18 protein-coding genes and 4 tRNA genes are annotated in these 19,560 nt (G+C 38.5%); 7 read left to right on the forward strand and 15 right to left on the reverse strand.

Annotation, left to right across the window (positions count from 1 at the left end):
- Positions 1-40: 40 nt before the first annotated feature.
- Both P20652_RS05585 and P20652_RS05580 read left to right on the forward strand, forming a co-directional pair.
- Complete coding sequence (locus tag P20652_RS05585) at positions 41-502, forward strand: globin (RefSeq protein ID WP_008170493.1); 462 nt, start codon at positions 41-43, stop codon at positions 500-502.
- Positions 503-668: 166 nt separating this feature from the next.
- Entirely contained in the window at positions 669-2,225 is a 1,557-nt protein-coding gene (locus P20652_RS05580) for a cryptochrome/photolyase family protein (protein ID WP_008170495.1), read from the forward strand.
- 55 nt (positions 2,226-2,280) lie between these two features.
- Here the strand turns inward: P20652_RS05580 and P20652_RS05575 are convergent, their stop codons facing one another.
- The gene (locus tag P20652_RS05575) at positions 2,281-2,727 is read right to left on the reverse strand and encodes an Hsp20 family protein (RefSeq protein ID WP_008170497.1); all 447 of its coding nucleotides are present in this window, start codon (positions 2,725-2,727) and stop codon (positions 2,281-2,283) included.
- Positions 2,728-2,948: 221 nt separating this feature from the next.
- Positions 2,949-3,476 carry a redoxin domain-containing protein gene (locus tag P20652_RS05570; RefSeq protein ID WP_008170499.1) on the reverse strand — a complete coding sequence of 176 codons (528 nt, stop codon included), beginning with the start codon at positions 3,474-3,476 and terminating at the stop codon, positions 2,949-2,951.
- 692 nt (positions 3,477-4,168) lie between these two features.
- Here P20652_RS05570 and P20652_RS05565 point away from each other — a divergent pair.
- Positions 4,169-4,432: a GrxA family glutaredoxin gene (locus P20652_RS05565; RefSeq protein ID WP_008170502.1), complete on the forward strand. Its 264-nt coding sequence runs from the start codon at positions 4,169-4,171 to the stop codon at positions 4,430-4,432.
- 170 nt (positions 4,433-4,602) lie between these two features.
- Positions 4,603-6,456: a DEAD/DEAH box helicase gene (locus P20652_RS05560; RefSeq protein WP_008170504.1), complete on the forward strand. Its 1,854-nt coding sequence runs from the start codon at positions 4,603-4,605 to the stop codon at positions 6,454-6,456.
- A 163-nt stretch (positions 6,457-6,619) separates the two neighbouring features.
- On the opposite strand, the gene P20652_RS05555 is transcribed toward P20652_RS05560, so the two are convergent.
- The 12 genes from P20652_RS05555 to P20652_RS05500 all read right to left on the reverse strand — a co-directional run bounded on the left by P20652_RS05555 (position 6,620) and on the right by P20652_RS05500 (position 15,360).
- Complete coding sequence (locus P20652_RS05555) at positions 6,620-6,895, reverse strand: YfcL family protein (protein WP_008170506.1); 276 nt, start codon at positions 6,893-6,895, stop codon at positions 6,620-6,622.
- Positions 6,892-8,055: an ATP-NAD kinase family protein gene (locus P20652_RS05550; protein WP_008170507.1), complete on the reverse strand. Its 1,164-nt coding sequence runs from the start codon at positions 8,053-8,055 to the stop codon at positions 6,892-6,894. Before P20652_RS05550 ends, P20652_RS05555 begins: the two co-directional genes overlap by 4 nt.
- Positions 8,045-8,599, reverse strand: a complete 555-nt coding sequence (locus tag P20652_RS05545; protein WP_033017701.1) for an elongation factor P hydroxylase — start codon at positions 8,597-8,599, stop codon at positions 8,045-8,047. The genes P20652_RS05550 and P20652_RS05545 overlap by 11 nt, the downstream gene beginning before the upstream one ends.
- Before the next feature lie 931 nt (positions 8,600-9,530).
- Positions 9,531-10,178 carry a glutathione S-transferase family protein gene (locus P20652_RS05540; protein ID WP_008170517.1) on the reverse strand — a complete coding sequence of 216 codons (648 nt, stop codon included), beginning with the start codon at positions 10,176-10,178 and terminating at the stop codon, positions 9,531-9,533.
- A gap of 83 nt (positions 10,179-10,261) precedes the next feature.
- Entirely contained in the window at positions 10,262-10,657 is a 396-nt protein-coding gene (locus P20652_RS05535) for a DUF4112 domain-containing protein (protein ID WP_008170519.1), read from the reverse strand.
- Positions 10,658-11,077: 420 nt separating this feature from the next.
- The gene (gene clpX / locus P20652_RS05530) at positions 11,078-12,361 is read right to left on the reverse strand and encodes an ATP-dependent protease ATP-binding subunit ClpX (RefSeq protein ID WP_002958344.1); all 1,284 of its coding nucleotides are present in this window, start codon (positions 12,359-12,361) and stop codon (positions 11,078-11,080) included.
- A gap of 135 nt (positions 12,362-12,496) precedes the next feature.
- Positions 12,497-13,114 (reverse strand): ATP-dependent Clp endopeptidase proteolytic subunit ClpP, encoded by a 618-nt coding sequence (clpP, locus tag P20652_RS05525; RefSeq protein ID WP_008170523.1) that lies wholly within the window; start codon positions 13,112-13,114, stop codon positions 12,497-12,499.
- A 164-nt stretch (positions 13,115-13,278) separates the two neighbouring features.
- Positions 13,279-14,583 carry a trigger factor gene (tig, locus tag P20652_RS05520; RefSeq protein WP_008170526.1) on the reverse strand — a complete coding sequence of 435 codons (1,305 nt, stop codon included), beginning with the start codon at positions 14,581-14,583 and terminating at the stop codon, positions 13,279-13,281.
- A gap of 378 nt (positions 14,584-14,961) precedes the next feature.
- Positions 14,962-15,038 (reverse strand) — tRNA-Pro (locus P20652_RS05515).
- 14 nt (positions 15,039-15,052) lie between these two features.
- Positions 15,053-15,128: transfer RNA gene (locus tag P20652_RS05510), tRNA-His, on the reverse strand.
- A gap of 23 nt (positions 15,129-15,151) precedes the next feature.
- Positions 15,152-15,228 (reverse strand) — tRNA-Arg (locus tag P20652_RS05505).
- A gap of 55 nt (positions 15,229-15,283) precedes the next feature.
- Positions 15,284-15,360, reverse strand: a tRNA-Pro gene (locus P20652_RS05500).
- Positions 15,361-15,715: 355 nt separating this feature from the next.
- Here P20652_RS05500 and folD point away from each other — a divergent pair.
- Positions 15,716-16,570, forward strand: a complete 855-nt coding sequence (folD, locus tag P20652_RS05495) for a bifunctional methylenetetrahydrofolate dehydrogenase/methenyltetrahydrofolate cyclohydrolase FolD (protein ID WP_008170527.1) — start codon at positions 15,716-15,718, stop codon at positions 16,568-16,570.
- Positions 16,571-16,641: 71 nt separating this feature from the next.
- Here folD and cysS read toward each other — a convergent pair whose 3' ends face one another.
- The gene (gene cysS, locus P20652_RS05490; protein WP_008170529.1) at positions 16,642-18,021 is read right to left on the reverse strand and encodes a cysteine--tRNA ligase; all 1,380 of its coding nucleotides are present in this window, start codon (positions 18,019-18,021) and stop codon (positions 16,642-16,644) included.
- A 155-nt stretch (positions 18,022-18,176) separates the two neighbouring features.
- Between cysS and P20652_RS05485 the strand changes: the two genes are divergently transcribed.
- Positions 18,177-18,668, forward strand: a complete 492-nt coding sequence (locus P20652_RS05485) for a peptidylprolyl isomerase (RefSeq protein ID WP_007580931.1) — start codon at positions 18,177-18,179, stop codon at positions 18,666-18,668.
- A 75-nt stretch (positions 18,669-18,743) separates the two neighbouring features.
- Positions 18,744-19,481: a UDP-2,3-diacylglucosamine diphosphatase gene (locus tag P20652_RS05480; RefSeq protein ID WP_008170532.1), complete on the forward strand. Its 738-nt coding sequence runs from the start codon at positions 18,744-18,746 to the stop codon at positions 19,479-19,481.
- Positions 19,482-19,560: the final 79 nt, after the last annotated feature.

Here is a 19,560-nt window from a genome sequence, read left to right on the forward strand (position 1 = left end):
TATAAAAATAAATTTAAGTCTTAATGTATGAGGCATTTTATTGAACCCACACCAACCTATACTTTTAAAAAGCCTTAGTATTATAAAACCTAATTTTCATGCATTTACTGCTCGCTTTCATAATAAATTAGCTGAATCCAATATAATAATGGAGCCTTTATCAGCGGCGCAATTTAACGAAAAAAGTTATACTTTATACTGTATTTTAGAGCGCATAATTAAAAACATTGATAATCCATCGTCTGTTGCTCCTTTCTTAGCCCATCACTTACAATTTTTAACTAAACGAAATGTTCATCAAGCTGATATAAAAATATTATGCGATGCTTTTTATAGCACTTTAGAAGAACACCTTGGACGTTTATTTAATAAAGAAAGGCAGAATGCGTGGTTAGATGTTTTGAAATTTTTTGAAAACTTTGCAAACAATAAGCTTTTTAATATTTCTAACGTTATTTCGTTTGAGCAACGAGTAAATCAAAAGCGCTTAGGTGATGTTTAATAAAGGTGTTTAGCAGTCTATTTAAGTAAATAAGCTTTTGCTTTACGTCATTTAATAATATTAAATTTATTCGGATATTTACTTCTCTATGCTTAACGACCTCCTTGTTAAAGAAACGATCTACTCGTTATACATACACGTATAAATTTTTATTTTTGGCTTTCTTATGAAAAATTACAAAACGCTTAAGTTTATTCTAGGCGATCAACTCAACCCTTCTCATTCATGGTTTAAACAAAAAGACGATGACACGCTATATCTCATTGCTGAATTAAAACAAGAAACCGATTACGTTACACATCATATTCAAAAACTATGCGCCTTTTTTAATGCGATGGAAAAATTTGCTGCAGCGTTAACAACAGCAGGATTTAATGTTTTACATTTAACACTAGACGAGACGCAACATGATAAAAACTTACCTGAACTGCTAAGCAGAATAGCCACTGAGTTTCGCTGTTCCAACATTGAATATCAATACCCCGACGAGTACAGATTAAAGTCTCAACTCGCTGATTTTAAAAATGCCAGCTCATTTAACGTTACTGCAACTGATTCAGAACATTTTTTATTACCGTTCTCCGATATACAAAAACGTTTCAAAAAAGATAAGCACGTCACTATGGAGCATTTTTACCGTGCTATGCGTAAACAATACAATCTACTAATGGAGGGCGATAAGCCATTAGGGGAAAAGTGGAACTTCGATAGCAATAATCGTAATAAGTTTTCTAAACAAGATTTAAGCAATATTCCTGCACCTAAACTATTTAAAAACGATGTAAGTAGCATTGTTTCTCGATTGAAAAAACACAACATCGCTTATTTTGGTGAAATTGATCAACACGCACTTGAGTGGTCAACAACCCGTAAGCAAGCCATTGAGTCTCTAGAATATTTTTGTAAGCATCTACTAGTCAATTTTGGAAAGTTTCAAGATGCGATGACAGATCAAAGCAATGACAACACGAGCTTGTATCATAGCCGCCTTTCCTTTGCGTTGAATACAAAACTGCTTCACCCACTATATGTTATAAAACGCGTAATAAGCGAATTTGAGCAAAGATCGGATGAAATTTCACTGTCGCAAGTTGAAGGATTTACCCGACAAATACTCGGGTGGCGAGAATACGTACGTGCTGTTTATTGGGTTAATATGCCCGACTACGCGACTAAAAACCAATTAAAAGCCAGTAACAAGCTTCCTAAATATTTTTGGAATGGTGAAACAAAAATGAATTGCTTGAGTCATTCGCTTAAACAAAGCCTAGAAACTGCTTACGCTCACCATATTCAACGCTTAATGATTATTGGTAACTTTTGCTTGCTTAGTGCGATAGATCCAGATGAAGTCGATGGTTGGTACTTAGGTGTATATATTGATGCCATTGAATGGGTAGAAATGCCTAATACACGCGGCATGAGTCAATTCGCAGACGATGGGATTATTGCAACTAAGCCTTACGCAGCAAGTGGTAACTACGTTAATAAAATGAGCGACTACTGTAAAAACTGCCAATACGATGTTAAACAAAAAGTGGGAGGTAATGCGTGTCCATTAAATAGTCTTTACTGGCACTTTATGGATAGGCATAGGGGGAGACTAGAAAAAAATCCCCGTATAGGTATGGTGTATAGAAATTGGGATAAGCAAAATAAAACTCTTCAAGAGCAAACTATTCAACAAGCAACTGACTACCTTAATAACTTAGAGTCCCTTTAAAAAAACCGCCTCAAATGAGGCGGCTAAATAATCAGGGGAAACTAATGGTTAAACTTTATTTACCTTCGAGCAAATTACCACTACCAATTTCAATTTTACGTGGTTTAAGTGCGTCTGGGATTTCACGCTGTAACTCTATGCTCAATAAGCCATTAGCTAAATCGGCACCAAGTACTTTTACATGATCTCCAAGTTGGAATTTACGCTCAAAGTTACGCTCTGCTATACCTTGATGAATAAACTTACGTTCATTATTTCCATCTTTGTTAGCTTTGATGCCTGCAACTTTTAATGTGTTGTTTTCTGACTCTATAGTCAATTCGTTATCGCTAAAGCCAGCAACAGCCATAGTGATTCTGTATTTGTCTTTATCGAGTGCTTCTATATTGTAGGGAGGAAAACTTGGCTGCTTGTCTGAACTCGCTGCCGCATCCATAAGTGATGCTAAATGTTCGAAACCGATAAATGAACGATAAAGTGGTGATAAGTCTACTGTACGCATAATAATATCCTCATATTTAAGCGATATTTTGCATGAACCTTTCTATTGAACAAGCTCAAGCAAAGTTTAATTGATAATATAATTTTAATATAAAATTAAGTTTTTAAGTTTAATCTAGGACCCATCAGGCGTCCTACTAATCTATATATGCACGGTAAAATTATTTTCAAGTAAATAATTTAAAAATATTAGACACGCATAATCAATGCGTGCCTAATGAGTTATTCCGTTAATGTACCTCGAATTGGATAATCGTTTTCACGGACAAACTTAATACCCGAAAGTAAATCGTTTAAATCTGGTCTTGAAAATGGCGCATTTGATTTATCAACAATTTGAATTTGGTCTTGCTCATTAACAATCAAAATAGCTGGCTCAGCAAATGGATGGTCGGTTTCATTTTCATTGCGAGGCTCGCTAATATATAAACCCAAATCCGTCATTTGAATTAGCGATAAACCGCTAAATAGTGGAAAATTTACATCTAAGTCTTTTAAGTGCTCAGTTAATTGCGCATGACTGTCACCGCTTAAGGCCGCAAGTTCAACACCTGCATCGGTAAATTGATCTTTCATTTTTGCTAGTGCATTTAGTTGCTTAGTACACAATGGACAATGCTTACCGCGATAAATAACAATCATCTTCCAGGGTAAATCGGTTTGTCTAACAGTAATGTCAGCGTTGTTATTTTCACTATCTTTAACTCTTAGTGAAGGCATTTTCATTGCAGGTTGTAAGTTATTACTCATAATCATGTTGTCCTTTAAAAAGTTAAATAATCTAATTGGCCGGTTTACATAATAGAGTTTAGGGTTAAACTTAAAAATTCAACCGCAGAAATGTAATCAAGCTTACAAAACGAAGGAAAATAGGTGTAAATAATACGAGCGCATCAATAAATGTAAGCTTAGCAATGCGAGTCTTTACCTAGTGAGTACTTTGTATTAGTGTAATTTATTTTAGATAAATGATGCACCAGCGCCCTATTTTAAATTTACCACTTATGAATTAACAGGCTAAAAAAAGCGAGTATTGCACAGCTCAGTACTAAAAAAGCCCAATTGACAAAATATTATTTAAGGTTCTGATATAATTGAAATTGTTATCGCTTTAGTTATAAATTAAATATAGGCCACTCAATTTATCAACGATGTAAACTTCTCCGTATGAGTCATGTGAAGAATAAGAATTTTAACAGATTATAAAGTAAGCGCATTTCCAACTTATTACGTAAAAATTTAATATTACAAATTTATTCGCGTTCAATGGGCGACTCAAATCAGTTATGCATTACAGTTAGATTGTGGAAGATGACGTTATATTTAATCCTCGCTTTACACATGCTCTGCATCATATAAATAGAACAACATAATCGGTTTTTTGCGCTTTAAAATATTTTTTAATCATTTAAACTAAATTTATTCAAATAAAGGAGAATACTATGCTTACAGTAATTTTTGGTCGTGAAGGCTGTCCATTTTGTGTGCGTGCAAAAGATGTAGCAGAGCAACTGGCTAATGAGCGTGATGACTTTAAATTTCGATATATCGACATCATCAAAGAAGGCATCAGTAAAGTTGATCTTGAAAAGTCAGCCGGCAAACCTTGCCCGACAGTCCCACAAATTTTTATTGACCAAAACCACATTGGTGGATTTACAGAATTTGAAGCTTATGCAAAAGAAAACCTAGGCCTTTATAAATAACTCTTAATAAGTTCTGTATCTAATATGTTAACCAGTTTAATAACCACATAATTAAACTGGTTAAATTTCAATCAACATCAAATACATACAAATTAGTTGTAATTTATACAAGCATTTGCATCGTGAATCCTATATAATGCGCGCCTCTTTAAATTCGTTGAGGCGTATTAATGTCAGAACCAGTCACGTTTGAATCTCTAAATCTTTCTCCTGCAATTTTGAAGGCAGTTGAAGAGTTGGGTTACAAGACACCATCTGAAATCCAAGCTCAATGTATACCGTTATTGCTAGAAAGAAAGGACGTACTGGGACTAGCTCAAACGGGTACAGGTAAAACCGCAGCATTCGCACTGCCATTATTAAATAATATTGATCCATCTGTAAAACAGCCACAGATACTTGTACTTGCACCTACACGCGAACTTGCAATCCAAGTTGCTGAGGCGTTCGAACAATTTTCTAAACATATTCGTGGTGTTGAAGTATTGGCACTTTATGGTGGCCAAAGCTACAGCATCCAATTAAGCGCACTTCGTCGTGGCGCACAGGTTATTGTTGCAACACCAGGTCGTTTAATCGACCACATTAACCGTGGTACTATCAAGTTCGATGCGCTACAAGCACTTGTACTTGATGAAGCCGATGAAATGTTACGTATGGGCTTTATCGATGATGTAGAAAGCATCATGGAAAAAACGCCGCGTGAAAAGCAAACATGCCTTTTCTCTGCGACTATGCCTAAGCAAATTCAAAACATCAGCAGCCGTTATATGAATAACCCTGAACAGGTTCATATTTCAGCGCGCAACTCTACAGTATCATCTGTTGAGCAAGTATTTTGGAATGCAAGCGTACATAAAAATAAAGCAATTGTTCGCTTTTTAGAAGCAGAACAATATGAAGGTGCCATTGTTTTCGTACGTACGCGTAACGATACAGTACAACTTGCTGAACTATTAGAGCGCGAAGGTTTCTCTGCTGCTCCACTTAACGGTGATATGAACCAGCAAGCACGTGAACGCACTGTAGAACGCTTAAAAAGCGGCATGCTTAATGTTGTTATTGCAACAGACGTAGCAGCACGTGGTCTAGATGTTGACCGTTTAAGCCTTGTAATCAACTACGACATTCCACAAGATTCTGAAGCCTACGTTCACCGTATCGGCCGTACAGGTCGTGCTGGTCGTACTGGTAAAGCAATTTTATTCGTAAAACATAACGAACGTTATTTACTTAAAAATATCATTCGTCATACGAAATCTGAAATTGCGCAAGTTGAATTGCCAACTGCAAAAATTGTTGAAGAAAAACGTATCGAAGCGTTACAAGCAAAGTTATCTATTGCGCTTGAAAACAAAGACATTACGTTCTTTAACGATGTGGCTACTAACATGGCTGAAAAACTTGACCTTCCACTTGAAAGCTTAGCGGGTGCGTTACTGTGTTTAGCACAACAACAGTCACCAATAAAAGTTGAAGAAGTTAAGATTCAACCTCGCGAACGTAACGAACGTAATGATCGCAGCCCTCGTGACCGTAACGATCGCGGTGACCGTGGACGTCGTAACGAACGTGGTGGCGAACGTGGTGGCGAACGCGCTGAGCGTAAACCTCGCGAACGTAACAGCCGTGATGCAGGCCCTATGGATACTTACCGTATCGAAGTAGGTCGTGAACACGGTGTTCAGGTTAAAAACATTGTTGGCGCTATTGCTAACGAAGCTGACATCTCAAGCAAGTTTATTGGTGATATTCGTTTACACGATAACCACAGTACGGTTCAGTTGCCGCAAAACATGCCTAAAGATGTACTTGATCATTTCCAAAAAGTGTTTATTTGTAAACGCCCTATGGGCTTAACAATTACACAAGATCAAGGCCCTGCTGAACCACGTGCTGAGCGCTCTGAGCGTCCAGCTGGTGATAAGAAACGCAGCTTTAATAAAGATGACAGTGCACGCGGTGATAAGCGCAGCGGTCCTCGCAAAGAACGTCGCCCAGTAAGCTTTACAACGCCGAAATAAGCAACGCTTCTTTAATAAAAAACCTTGCCACGTAAGTGAGCAAGGTTTTTTTGTGTCTAAAATTTATTTTAAAAGTAGAATCAACGTAATAACCTATTTTATGAGCACAAAAAAACACGAGTGCACTGAGCTGATCGTGTTTTTATTTTATTCAAAAGAGTTACTAAGTGAGTGCTTTAACTTCTTCCCACAAGCGTGCAACTAATGTCTTATCTTCTTCGTTAAGCTCGCCGTTGTGATATGCTTTAACTAAGCTTTGCTCTACAGTTTCGTTTAGCTCATCTATACTAATTGTCAGCTTTTCTACTTCGGCATAGCCGACTGCAAGATCAAAATGACCTCGTAAATAGCCGCCTGCAAATAACTCATCGTCAGTTGCTTTTATTACTAAATCATCGAAGTACTGTTGGGCTGCATCGATATAGTTCACTAAACTCATTTATTAATCTCCTGGTTTTGCAAAGCACCTGTATTTTCAATGTTTGGGTGCCCTACTGCATACATAATATGGTCGTTAAATCCGGTGGTTACTTTCACATAACCGGTTAATTCATCATCTAATTCGCCGTCGCCTGTATCACAAATAAGGGGCCGACCGTTAAGCGCTTGTAGCTTTGTTTTTGTTGCTACTACAATGATATTTTCTTTGCCAATTGCGCGTATAAGCACAGGACTCAATTGCTGGTTACCGCGGCCAAATATATGCCCTTGCCCGCCAATGAGCGTAATGACTAACTTAGTACTTTGTTCATGTGTAAGCTCAAGTAATTGCGCAGCCGTTAAATCTTGGGCAACTAAGGTTTGATCTTTTATTAAATCAACGCCAAGCAACGTATTCTCAAGTCCCATTTCTTCCATTATGGCTTCAACCGTTGAGCCACTACCCATAATATAAAATGTGTCTTCATCCATTTGCGATACAACATGCGCTGCAATATCAGCGAGTACTAATTCGTCGGTTTCTTTACCGCCATTTTTAACCGCTTGCATATAGCGTACTTCGCTTGGGGTTTGCATTTCGCCGTAACGTTTTGCTTTTACCGTGCCTTGTCTAAAGGCATCTTCATCTATATCCATTACATCTGCATCAGCCAAGGTAACTAACTCCCCCTTAACCAGCATTTCGACTACGCGCCCTGCAGCTTTAGGTGTAATAGCGTAAACGCCAGAGTGAATTTTACAGCCTGCAGGAATGCCAAGTACGGGAACGGTATCCTCTATTGCATGGCAAATATTACGCGCTGTACCATCGCCTCCAGCAAATAAAACTAAATCAACGCCTAAGCCTTTAAGTGTTTTTGCTGCTTGTTCTGTGTCATCTGGGGTCGTTATTACTGCAGTGTTATATACAACCTCCACATTAAAGCCCAAAGCTTTTGCTGTTTGCTCACCCATGTCACCGTTAACAGTATAAATAGCTAAGCGCTCTTTATAAGGCAATAGCACTTCAAGCGCTGCCTTTGTGCGGCTATTTGCTTTTGGTTCTGCACCTAATTCGATTGCTTTAGCGGCTGTGTGTTCGCCATCACTGCCTTTTAAAGCAACTGTTCCGCCTAAACCCGCTACTGGGTTTACAATTAAACCTAATCTAAACGCCATTACAAAGCTCCTTCGAATGTTGCCAATTAAATTGCTGCGCTGTTAATGGCCAAGGTGTATTATAAAAATCAGAGAGTGCTTTTAAAAGTGACTCTGTACGAGAGTTAAAGCCATTTTCGATAACCGATAATACACGTGTATGTACTCGCTGCTGAAAGTCAAATCGACATGATTGCTCGCCGTTTAAGTTATCCACCGACACATTAAAAGTAAACCCTGCTGCAGCGCTTAATAACCACTCTATAGCTTGAGGCTTTACTTCTACGTTTTCAAACTCAGCTTGTTTTTGTTTGTCGCGCCCATCTGGGCAGTACCAATATCCATAATCTTCTAATAATCGACGTTCATCACCGGCCACCAGCCAGTGTGCAACCTCATGTAATGCACTTGCATAAAAACCATGCGCAAATACAACCTGGTGATATGACACATGCTTTGTTGCAGGAAGATACACAGGTTCGCAATCGCCTTTTATCAATCGTGTATTATGACTTTGATAAAAAGTGTGTGCAAAAATTGAAATTAGATCTGCTATTTGATGCATAAAATTGGGTTAATTCGCCTCGGTTACAGCGCTATTTTGCGCACTAAAAACGAGACGAATTGTACGGGCTTTTACAGCTAAAGTAAAAATAAGGCGTGGTAGGAAAATATAAGCAGAGTAATCTTTCACTATATTGATATTTTTAATAATACTTAAACAGTAAAGCGTATTTGCAAGCTGCTTGCGTTCAGCTTTTTCACTTGGGCTTTATTAGTTAAGCTAACTAACATATCGTAACGTTTACGAAGAGAGTATATGTCAAACATACCGACGACATTCAAAACAATCAGTACAGTGCGAATCGACCCAAAAGCTCTGGGCGTGTTGACCTTTCGAGGTTAAGTTTGTAGCAATGTGTTTGGCTTTTAGGCAAGGCAGAGTCTATGTAGTTTGGTTGCTCCCCATAAATAAACGATAACGACGTATAAATGCCAAACACGCGCTACCCGAAGGGGTTTGCCTAGGGGCAATTTAATCTTTATTGCCAACATGGATGTAAGCCAGTAGTGTAACGCAGGAGAAGTTACCGAGCCCACTAGGTTATAAATCTCGCGCCGCGATTAAATAGTCCCTAGATCGAACAAACTTTAATCCTGAAAGGTCAACACGCCCTCGTATTTCAAACCAATATACTGCCCTTTGGCCAAAAGATGAATGCCTTAGAGCAAATCCCATACTGCTACTCAATATCAATATAAAGTAACCAAGGATAAATAGCATAGCTTTGCTTTTTTATCTCAGCCAATATTACCGTATTAGAGAAATATTTAAGGCTCAAGTAACACCAGTGCCTACTCTTTATCGCTTCTATTGTTACTGAGATATTGGTAGTTATCGGTTTGTTGCCATACTTTGGGTAGTTTAGATAAATGAACTGGCTATTTTTAATTTATGACTTTAATGCTAAAAACATACAGTGTAAAAGCACTAATTATGCAGGCGTTCCTGCTTCATCACACTCTACAATATCGCTTTCGGTTAACGCTTGTGTAATCCAATTTTGTAACACTGAGCAACTCATAACATGCTCACTGTATCGATTAGCTTGATCAGACAAATTAACTTGGTAAGTTTTTAAACGCAAAACGATAGGCGCATACATAGCATCAACAATACTAAATTCACCAAATAACCATTCTTTGGGGTAAATAATTTGTTGTTGGCTAAATATTTCATCAATGCGGGCAATGTCTTTTTTCGCTGCGTCAGACAGTGTAAGTACGCGTGTAGCGCGAATATTCATTGGCATTTCGCTGCGCAGTGCCATAAAGCCTGAATGCATTTCGGCGCTTAATGCACGTGCTTTAGCTCGATGAGCTATATTCTTTGGCCACCCAGCGCCCGATAAGTAAGCATCACTTATGTATTCACAAATCGCTAATGAGTCCCAAACAGCTAAATCATCATCAATAAGTGCAGGTACTTTTTGCACTGTAAAATGCTTTTTCAGTTCGTCGTAAAAGTGGGCCGTATCAAGTACGAGCTGAGTTTCTTCAAACTGTATATTAAATTTACTCATTAAATACCAAGCGCGAAGCGACCAACTTGAGTAATTTTTGTTTCCAATAAATAAATGCATTTTAAACTCTCAATGTGTAGATAAACTTAATATACCTACAAGTGAGCAATAACTCATCAATACTTTGATGTTAATAAGTTATTTTAGTTTTCAATGCCCTTTGCCTTTAACTGCTTAGCTATGTAATTTTTTAATAAAAGGATGTTGCGCGTATTTGCTTTAAAAAAGGCATCAAAAATATCACCAAATACAGGGATCAATCCCCCTATAAAATCTATTGCTATATTAAGTAAAATACGAAATTTGATATGCCAACTTACCCCTAACCTTTGAGCCTCAAAGAATACATAGCTTGATAAAAGTAAGCCTGCAAAATCACCAATAACTGGCACAATACCAATTATTGCTTCAACCCCAAATTTAAAGCGTGTAAAAGGTAGCCCAATGTTACTGTCGGTAAATTTACTGAATCGCTCTAACCGCGCGAGTGTTGCTTTTTGTTTGGTCTGTGTTGCATTTAGATAAGTAGAATTTTGCATGTTAATACCTCCATAAAAAATTATACAAATATCAGGTTCAACTAATCCTGAAAGCTGAATTTTATAAAGAGCTTAAAGGAACTTAATTTTAGTATCATATAGTGAAAACGAAGATACGTTATGTTCACTCAAACACCACAAATTAGAAATAATTGTGTTTGACAAACTTATGTAGCAAGCGCATGAGTGAGCAGAATTAATCTGGTCTCTCTATTACTTATTTGGTGTTATCAGTTAACTACGCTTAATAGTGAGGTATAGATTTAGACTTTTTATGGTTGGTTCCTAGCCTGAAAAATGATGCATAAACTAATAATCACGAATATAGTTTTAACAGAAAAAAACCCCACATAAAAATGAGGGGTTTATTATTTAGCACAGGAGCCTAAGAGTCGTTTTTTTATTCAAATAACTTAAAGACTATTCTGATGCAGCTTTATCTTGTTTATTGTTTTCATAAATCAAGATTGGATCTGACTCACCTTTAATAACGGTTTCATCAATAACCACTTTGCTTACATCGTCCATTGAAGGAAGCTCGTACATCGTATCTAATAGCACACCTTCAACAATTGAACGAAGACCACGTGCACCTGTTTTACGCTCCATTGCTTTGTGGGCAATAGCAGCTAAGGCATCATCGCGAAACTCAAGTTCAACGTCTTCCATACCAAACAATACTGAAAACTGTTTAGTAATAGCATTTTTAGGTTCACTTAAAATTTGTACAAGTGCTGCTTCGTCAAGTTCTGTTAACGTAGCCACTACTGGCAAACGACCTATAAACTCAGGAATTAAGCCGTATTTAACTAAATCTTCTGGCTCTACGTCTTTAAATGTTTCACTTAAAGAACGGCTCGCCGCAGATTCTTTTACGCTAACACCAAAACCGATACCGGTATTTTTATGACTGCGTTGCTCAATTACTTTATCTAGGCCTGAAAATGCACCACCACAAATAAACAAGATTTTAGATGTATCTACTTGTAAAAACTCTTGTTGTGGATGTTTACGACCACCTTGCGGTGGAACAGATGCAACGGTGCCTTCAATCAGTTTAAGTAATGCTTGTTGCACACCTTCACCTGATACGTCACGCGTAATTGACGGGTTATCTGATTTACGAGAAATTTTGTCAATTTCATCAATGTAAACAATGCCACGTTGCGCTTTTTCTACATCGTAATCGCACTTTTGTAAAAGCTTCTGAATGATGTTTTCAACATCTTCACCGACATAACCGGCTTCGGTTAATGTAGTGGCATCGGCCATAGTGAACGGCACGTCAAGTAAGCGTGCTAACGTTTCTGCGAGTAATGTTTTACCACTACCTGTTGGGCCGATAAGCAAAATATTACTTTTACTTAATTCAATGTCTTGCTTAGTCGATTGATTACGTAGGCGTTTATAATGGTTGTAAACGGCAACAGACAATACTTTTTTAGCATGATCTTGACCAATAACATAATCGTCTAAATGTTTACGAATTTCTTTTGGTACAGGTAGTTTGTCAGACGTATCATGCTTAGGAGCAATGTCTTTGATCTCTTCCCTGATTATATCGTTACACAACTCTACACATTCATCACAAACGTATACTGAAGGGCCTGCAATTAATTTACGCACTTCATGTTGGCTTTTGCCACAAAAAGAGCAGTATAACAATTTATTACTTTTGTCGCCGTCTGTAGGAGTGTCAGACATTCAGCTACCTCATTTTATTACGTTGGCTGCCAAACTAATTGGCAGCTATTTCAATACGCTTTAACTATACCAAAATTTATTGGTTTTCGCATAGTAACTCAAAGTGGCAAACAGGCAATCCTGCTCACCAAGCGCTTACTTTTTGTCGCGATTTGTAAACACAGAGTCTACTAAGCCGTAGTCTACAGCTTGCGAAGCACTCATAAAGTTATCACGATCTGTGTCTTTAGAGATAATATCTAATGGTTGACCTGTATGTTCAGCCATTAAGCGATTTAATTTGTCTTTAATTGACAGTATTTCTCTAGCGTGTATTTCAAAGTCAGATGCTTGCCCTTGAAAACCACCTAATGGTTGGTGAATCATCACTCGTGAGTTTGGTAGGCAAAAACGCTTACCTTTAGCGCCAGCAGTAAGTAGAAAAGCACCCATGCTTGCAGCTTGACCAACACATATTGTACTTACATCTGGCTTGATGAAGTTCATTGTGTCGTAAATAGCCATACCCGCAGTTACTGAACCACCTGGTGAGTTGATGTATAAAAAGATATCTTTATCAGGATTTTCTGATTCTAAAAATAGCATTTGCGCTAAGATCAGATTTGCCATGTTGTCTTCAACTTGACCTGTTAAAAAGATAATACGCTCTTTTAACAATCTCGAATAAATATCATACGAGCGTTCGCCTTTTGGTGTTTGTTCAACAACCATTGGGACCAATGCATTTAGGGGATCTGTAATACCAGTATTCATACTTATTTAATTCCTTATGCGCTTATACTTATCCTTATTATAAGGAAGCATAGTTATCGTTTTTCGCAAATTTAGAGCCAAAAACTAAAATGGCCCGGGCACGCTGTATAAACAGAGTAGCACGAGCCATTTAATCGTTAGCGAGGGATTAAGTCAATGACTTATTAAGCGCCTTGCTTTGGATTCATGATGTCATCAAATGCTTTTTCAACGTCAGAAACATTTGCTTTAGCTAAAATAGCTTCAACAGCTTGCTCTTCCATTGCTACATTACGCATTTGCTGCATAAGTTGATCATTACCTTTATAGTATTCTACTACTTCAGTTGGATCTTCGTATGCAGATGCCACTGTAGCAATTAGTGCTTCAACTTTAGCGTCATCAACTTTAATCTCGTTAGCTTTAATCACTTCACCTAATAAAAGGCCAGTTTTAACACGTGTTACAGCTTGCTCGTGGAACAATTCAGCTGGAAGCTCTGGCATGTTTTGAGCGTCGCCGCCAAAACGTTGAGCTGCTTGCTGACGTAAAGCATCAACTTCTTGATCAACAAGTGCTTTAGGCACTTCGATTTCGTTGTTAGCTAAAAGACCTTTGATTGCTTGGTCTTTAACGCTTGCTTTAACCGCTTGGTCTAGCTCACGTGTCATGTTCTTTTTAACTTCTTCTTTAAGCGCGTCTACGCCGCCTTCGGTAACACCGAATTTAGTTGCAAACTCTTCGCTTAATTCTGGTAATTCTTGCGCTTCAACTTTTTTCACTGTGATAGTGAATTGAGCCGCTTTACCTTTTAAGTTTTCAGCGTGGTAATCATCAGGGAAAGTTACATCAGCAACGACTTCTTCGCCTGCTTTTTTACCTACGATGTTATCTTCAAAACCTGGGATCATACGACCTTGGCCAAGTTCTAATGGGAAGTCTTCAGCTTTGCCGCCTTCAAATACTTCACCGTCGATAGTACCTACGAAATCAACTGTTACACGGTCGTTTTCGCCAGCAGCTGCATCAACATCAGCCCACGCTGCGTGTTGCTTACGAAGTGTTTCTAGCATGTTAGCTAAATCTTCGTTAGTCACTGTTACCGCTGGTTTCTCAACAGTAATTTTATCTAAACCTTGAACTTCAACTTCAGGGTAAACTTCAAACGTTGCTGAGAATTCTAAATCTTTACCTGCTTCAAGTGATTTAGGTGCGAATGTAGGCGCGCCAGCTGGATTGATTTTTTCAGAAACGATTGCTTCAATGTAATTACGTTGCATTACTTCGCCAGCAACTTCTTGACGAACTGCAGGGCCAAAACGCTTGTTAATTACAGATACTGGAACTTTACCAGCACGGAAACCATCTATACGCTGTGTTTTTGACAGTTGTTGTAGGCGTTTTTTTACTTCGGTCTCAACGTTCTCTGAAGGAACGGTGATAGTTATACGGCGCTCAAGGCCTTGGGTCGTCTCAACAGAAACTTGCATGATTTACCTCAATATTCAATTTTGGCGACTGTTCGCCTTCCTTTACAAACAAAGTGATCTGCATGAGTCTTGATAAAGTTTAAGCGGTTTTTCACACTTAAAAGCATCCGTCGCTACCATGAGATACCATTGCTGCTTTGCCCTTCGGGCACTATGTTAAACAATAGACGCGGCATTATAACCTAATATTTATGATAGTCGAGTATAGGGGGCAATTATTTGGACTAGATAAGGGACTATAGAGACTAACTGAATAAAAAACAGGCTAACTAGGCATTGAATGGATTAAAGTAGAAATTATTTAATAGAACTATAGGCTAACAGATTTAGATTTAAAACTTAGAGGAGTTTACTTATTGTTCTTATTAGATAAGAAAATGGTCGGCGATGCAGGATTTGAACCTGCGACCCCTTGGACCCAAACCAAGTGCGCTACCAAACTGCGCTAATCGCCGATATTCGTTGTAAATGGGGTGACTGATGGGGCTCGAACCCACGACAACCGGAATCACAATCCGGGGCTCTACCAACTGAGCTACAATCACCGCTATATTTACAAGTTTTCAAATGGTGCGCCCAGAAGGATTCGAACCTTCGACCCACGCCTTAGAAGGGCGTTGCTCTATCCAGCTGAGCTATGGGCACATCGAAAACTTCATAGCTTACCAGTAAGCCATTAAGTATAATAAATTATATAAAATGGTCGGCGATGCAGGATTTGAACCTGCGACCCCTTGGACCCAAACCAAGTGCGCTACCAAACTGCGCTAATCGCCGATGCTTACTATTGTTAACGAGATACCTCGTTGACAACGGGGTGCATAATAGTGATTTGACGGGGTTAGGTCAAACGTTTTTTTTAAGAAAACCAATCAACTGGTCATTTTTAGTTCACAATGGTTAAATATTACAAAACCAGCCTAGTATTTAGGCAGCTTTCTGTAATCAAACACGTTATAACTTAAAAGCAACTTGGCGCTTTAGTCCTTTTCTGCGAAAATAGTAAATAAATCATAAAAACGAGTTAAATAAGGAATAGATTTTCTTTATTTGCATTATTACCCCTATTTTATTATGCATTCGTTTTTAAAGTATCGGTATCTAGTTAATTAACCCCAATTAAAGGTCACCCATGACGGCAAACATCATTGATGGTAAGGCAATCGCAAAACAAGTACGTAGCGCTGTAGCAGAACGCGTAAGTGAACGTGTAGCAAATGGTTTACGTGCACCAGGTCTTGCAGTAGTGCTTGTAGGACTCGATCCAGCAAGCCAAGTTTATGTTGGTTCAAAACGAAAAGCCTGTGAAGAAGTAGGTTTTATTTCTAAATCATTTGATTTACCAATAGACACTAAAGAACAAACGCTTTTAGATTTAATTGACGAGTTAAATAATGATGCCGAAGTGGATGGGATTTTAGTGCAGTTACCACTGCCAAAAGGTCTTGATGCTGAAAAGATTTTAGAACGTATTACTCCACATAAAGATGTGGATGGATTTCATCCATACAACATTGGTCGATTAGCACAGCGTATGCCTGCGCTTCGTCCATGTACGCCTAAAGGTATTATTACATTACTTGATTCAACGGGTGTACGTTATAAAGGAATGCATGCCGTTGTCGTTGGCGCGTCAAATATTGTTGGCCGTCCAATGTCGTTAGAGCTTTTATTAGCCGGTTGTACTACCACTGTGTGCCATAAGTTTACTCAAGACTTAGAAACGCATGTTCGCCGCGCTGACTTATTAGTTGTGGCTGTCGGTAAACCTGAATTTATACCTGGAGATTGGATAAAAGAAGGCGCTATCGTTATCGATGTGGGCATTAACCGTTTAGATACGGGTAAATTAGTCGGTGATGTTCAATACAGTGTGGCTGAACAAAAAGCGCATTTTATTACACCTGTACCAGGTGGCGTTGGCCCGATGACGGTTGCCAGCTTAATTGAAAACACACTTGAAGCGTGTGAGAAATATCACAGCTAAGCAGTTAAAAAATCAAAAAAGGGTTGCCATTTGGCAACCCTTTTTAGTTGAACGTGAATTACTTTTAACGCTTACGCTTTACGCCACGTTGTTTTACCGGCTGAATCTTCAAGTATTACACCCAGCGCATTAAGCGCATCACGTGCTTCATCAGCAGCAGCCCAGTTTTTACTTGCACGTGATTCATTGCGTTTCACAATTAATGCTTCAATTATCGCAACTTCGTCGTCATCTTGCCCGCCTTGTAAAAAGGCTTCCGGTGCTTGTTGAGCAACACCTAACACTTCACCAAGGCTACGCAGTATAAACGCTAACTTGCCAGCTTGATCTGCCTCAGTATCTTTTACGCGGTTTAACTCTTTAGCAAGTTCGAACAACACAGGTAGTGCTTCTGGTGTATTAAAGTCGTCATCCATTGCTTTTCTAAATTTAGCTACAAACTCATTGCCTTCTAAATCGCATTCTACCGGTTCAACATCACGAAGCGCTGTATAAATGCGTTCAAGTGATGAACGCGCTTGATCTAAATTTTCTTGTGAGTAATTTAATTGGCTACGGTAATGCCCTGAAATTAAAAAGTAACGAACAGATTCCGCATCATATGCTTTTAACACTTCACGCACTGTAAAGAAGTTATCTAACGACTTAGACATTTTTTCTTTGTTTACTTGAACCATGCCAGTATGTATCCACGTATTTACATACTTGCCGTTGTTTGCACAGCACGACTGGGCAATTTCGTTTTCATGATGTGGAAACTGTAAATCAGACCCCCCACCGTGAATATCAAAATGCTCACCTAAGTGTTTTGAGCTCATTGCCGAACATTCAATATGCCAACCCGGACGCCCTTCCCCCCAAGGTGATGACCATGATGGCTCACCCGCTTTTGCTTTTTTCCATAACACAAAATCAAGTGGATCGTCTTTATCTTGGGCTACTTCAACGCGAGAGCCTGATTGCAACATAGTTAAATCTTGCTGAGAAAGCGCACCGTATTGCTCAAACGTTGATACATCAAACAAAACATCCCCATCAGCTGCGACATAGGCATGGCCTTTTTCAATCAAGCGCTTAACCATAACGATAATTTCATCCATATGGCTTGTAACTGTTGGTTCAATATCTGGGCGTAGCATATTTAGGCTATCAAAATCTTCATGCATCGCTTTAGTCATGCGAGACGTTAAGTCGTTTATTGACTCACCATTTTCGTTCGCACGTTTAATTATTTTATCGTCAATATCGGTAATGTTACGTACATATTTTAAATCGTAACCAATATGACGTAAGTAGCGCACAATAACGTCAAAACCTACAAAAGTACGGGCGTGTCCAATATGGCAGTAATCATAAATGGTGATACCACACACATACATGTCGATTTTTCCTTCGACCATAGGTTTAAATTGCTCTTTTTGTCGCGTGAGTGTGTTGTATATATTTACCATTTACCTTGAGTCCTTGACTATTTACTTGAACAGTTATGTTACCACTTGAAAAGCCCCTGCTCTAGCGCTTTATAACAAACCAAACATCTACTTTGTTAATCTTAGCTAACTACGATAAAATAGCGCCAATATTTAAACCGGATATAGGAAAACACATGGTTGTTCTACACACTAATTTTGGTGACATCACCATTAAAATGTTTGAGCAAGAAGCTCCAAACACAGTTAAAAACTTTTTAGAGTATGCAAATGCTGATTTTTTCAACGGCACCATCTTTCATCGTGTAATCGATGGTTTTATGGTTCAAGGCGGTGGTTTTGTTCCAGGTATGGAACAAAAAGAAGTAAACGACCCAATTCAGAATGAAGCTAACAACGGCCTATCTAATAAAGTAGGCACTTTAGCGATGGCGCGTACGCCTGATCCTCATTCAGCTACAGCACAGTTTTTCATTAATGTGAACAACAATGACTTTTTAAACCACAGCAGCGAAACATCGCAAGGCTGGGGATATTGTGTTTTTGCTGAAGTAGTTGAAGGCATGGACGTAGTAAATAAGATCAAAGCAGTTGCAACAGGTAGTACTGGTTTTCACCAAGACGTACCTCTTGAAGATGTGATCATCGAAAGCGTTACTGTTAACTAATAGTATTTGCTTACACTATTGTGAGTATATAAGCGGGCATTAGCCCGCTTTTATTTAATAAAAAATAGACTACCTATGACCCGCAAAACTTACTTTATTGCCGATTTACACCTAAGCGAAAACCGCCCCGACATTAGCGCTGCATTTTTTGACTTTTTAAATACACATATACTAAATAAAGAGGTAGACGCACTTTATATTTTGGGAGATTTTTTTGAAGTATGGGTTGGAGATGACTACATTACAGCACTGAGTGCCGATGTAGCAAAACATTTAAGCGCCGTTAATGATGGTGGCACACCTGTTTATTTTATACACGGCAATCGTGATTTCATTATGCGCAAGCAATATGCAGACGTGGCCGCAATGACGTTACTTGATGAACAAACAGTCATTGATTTATATGGTACGCCTACCGTTATTTTACATGGCGACGAAATGTGCACTCAAGACACTGAATATCAAAACTTTCGTAAAAAGAGCCGTGGTTGGTGGTGGCCAAAATTGATGCTTGCTATGCCGCTTTGGTACAGAAAAAAAATAGCCCGTAATGCGCGAGAAAAAAGTAAGTTGAGCCAAGCTGATAAATCTATCGAAATTTTAGACGTTGTCGATGAAGCTGTACTTGCCACCTTTGCCAAACATAACGTTACTAATATGATTCATGGTCATACTCACCGCCCTGATGTGCACACCTATTCATCAAACGGTAAAGCGCTCACACGCACTGTTTTAGGTGATTGGTATGAACAAGGCTCTTATTTAGTGGTAACACCTCAAGAACAAAAACTAATCAACACGCCCTTTAAATAAGCAAAAAACATTATTTTTTAGTAATTTATGATGGTCTTCACTAAATTTATTAACTTTTAATGTTTTGGTGAGCTTATGG

This window comes from Pseudoalteromonas sp. BSi20652 (assembly GCF_000239855.1).
In the GTDB taxonomy this organism is placed as follows: Bacteria; Pseudomonadota; Gammaproteobacteria; order Enterobacterales; family Alteromonadaceae; genus Pseudoalteromonas.

What these genes read in the sequence shown, in the direction of transcription:
- P20652_RS05570 (WP_008170499.1), bottom strand. Translation starts at nt 3,476, where the DNA reads ATGAGTAATAACTTACAACCTGCAATGAAAATGCCTTCACTAAGAGTT.
- P20652_RS05485 (WP_007580931.1), top strand. Translation starts at nt 18,177, where the DNA reads ATGGTTGTTCTACACACTAATTTTGGTGACATCACCATTAAAATGTTT.
- P20652_RS05545 (WP_033017701.1), bottom strand. Translation starts at nt 8,599, where the DNA reads ATGCATCAAATAGCAGATCTAATTTCAATTTTTGCACACACTTTTTAT.
- tig (WP_008170526.1), bottom strand. Translation starts at nt 14,583, where the DNA reads ATGCAAGTTTCTGTTGAGACGACCCAAGGCCTTGAGCGCCGTATAACT.
- P20652_RS05550 (WP_008170507.1), bottom strand. Translation starts at nt 8,055, where the DNA reads ATGGCGTTTAGATTAGGTTTAATTGTAAACCCAGTAGCGGGTTTAGGC.
- P20652_RS05555 (WP_008170506.1), bottom strand. Translation starts at nt 6,895, where the DNA reads ATGAGTTTAGTGAACTATATCGATGCAGCCCAACAGTACTTCGATGAT.
- P20652_RS05565 (WP_008170502.1), top strand. Translation starts at nt 4,169, where the DNA reads ATGCTTACAGTAATTTTTGGTCGTGAAGGCTGTCCATTTTGTGTGCGT.
- P20652_RS05580 (WP_008170495.1), top strand. Translation starts at nt 669, where the DNA reads ATGAAAAATTACAAAACGCTTAAGTTTATTCTAGGCGATCAACTCAAC.
- clpP (WP_008170523.1), bottom strand. Translation starts at nt 13,114, where the DNA reads ATGAATACTGGTATTACAGATCCCCTAAATGCATTGGTCCCAATGGTT.
- P20652_RS05540 (WP_008170517.1), bottom strand. Translation starts at nt 10,178, where the DNA reads ATGCATTTATTTATTGGAAACAAAAATTACTCAAGTTGGTCGCTTCGC.
- clpX (WP_002958344.1), bottom strand. Translation starts at nt 12,361, where the DNA reads ATGTCTGACACTCCTACAGACGGCGACAAAAGTAATAAATTGTTATAC.
- cysS (WP_008170529.1), bottom strand. Translation starts at nt 18,021, where the DNA reads ATGGTAAATATATACAACACACTCACGCGACAAAAAGAGCAATTTAAA.
- P20652_RS05575 (WP_008170497.1), bottom strand. Translation starts at nt 2,727, where the DNA reads ATGCGTACAGTAGACTTATCACCACTTTATCGTTCATTTATCGGTTTC.
- P20652_RS05560 (WP_008170504.1), top strand. Translation starts at nt 4,603, where the DNA reads ATGTCAGAACCAGTCACGTTTGAATCTCTAAATCTTTCTCCTGCAATT.
- P20652_RS05535 (WP_008170519.1), bottom strand. Translation starts at nt 10,657, where the DNA reads ATGCAAAATTCTACTTATCTAAATGCAACACAGACCAAACAAAAAGCA.
- P20652_RS05480 (WP_008170532.1), top strand. Translation starts at nt 18,744, where the DNA reads ATGACCCGCAAAACTTACTTTATTGCCGATTTACACCTAAGCGAAAAC.
- folD (WP_008170527.1), top strand. Translation starts at nt 15,716, where the DNA reads ATGACGGCAAACATCATTGATGGTAAGGCAATCGCAAAACAAGTACGT.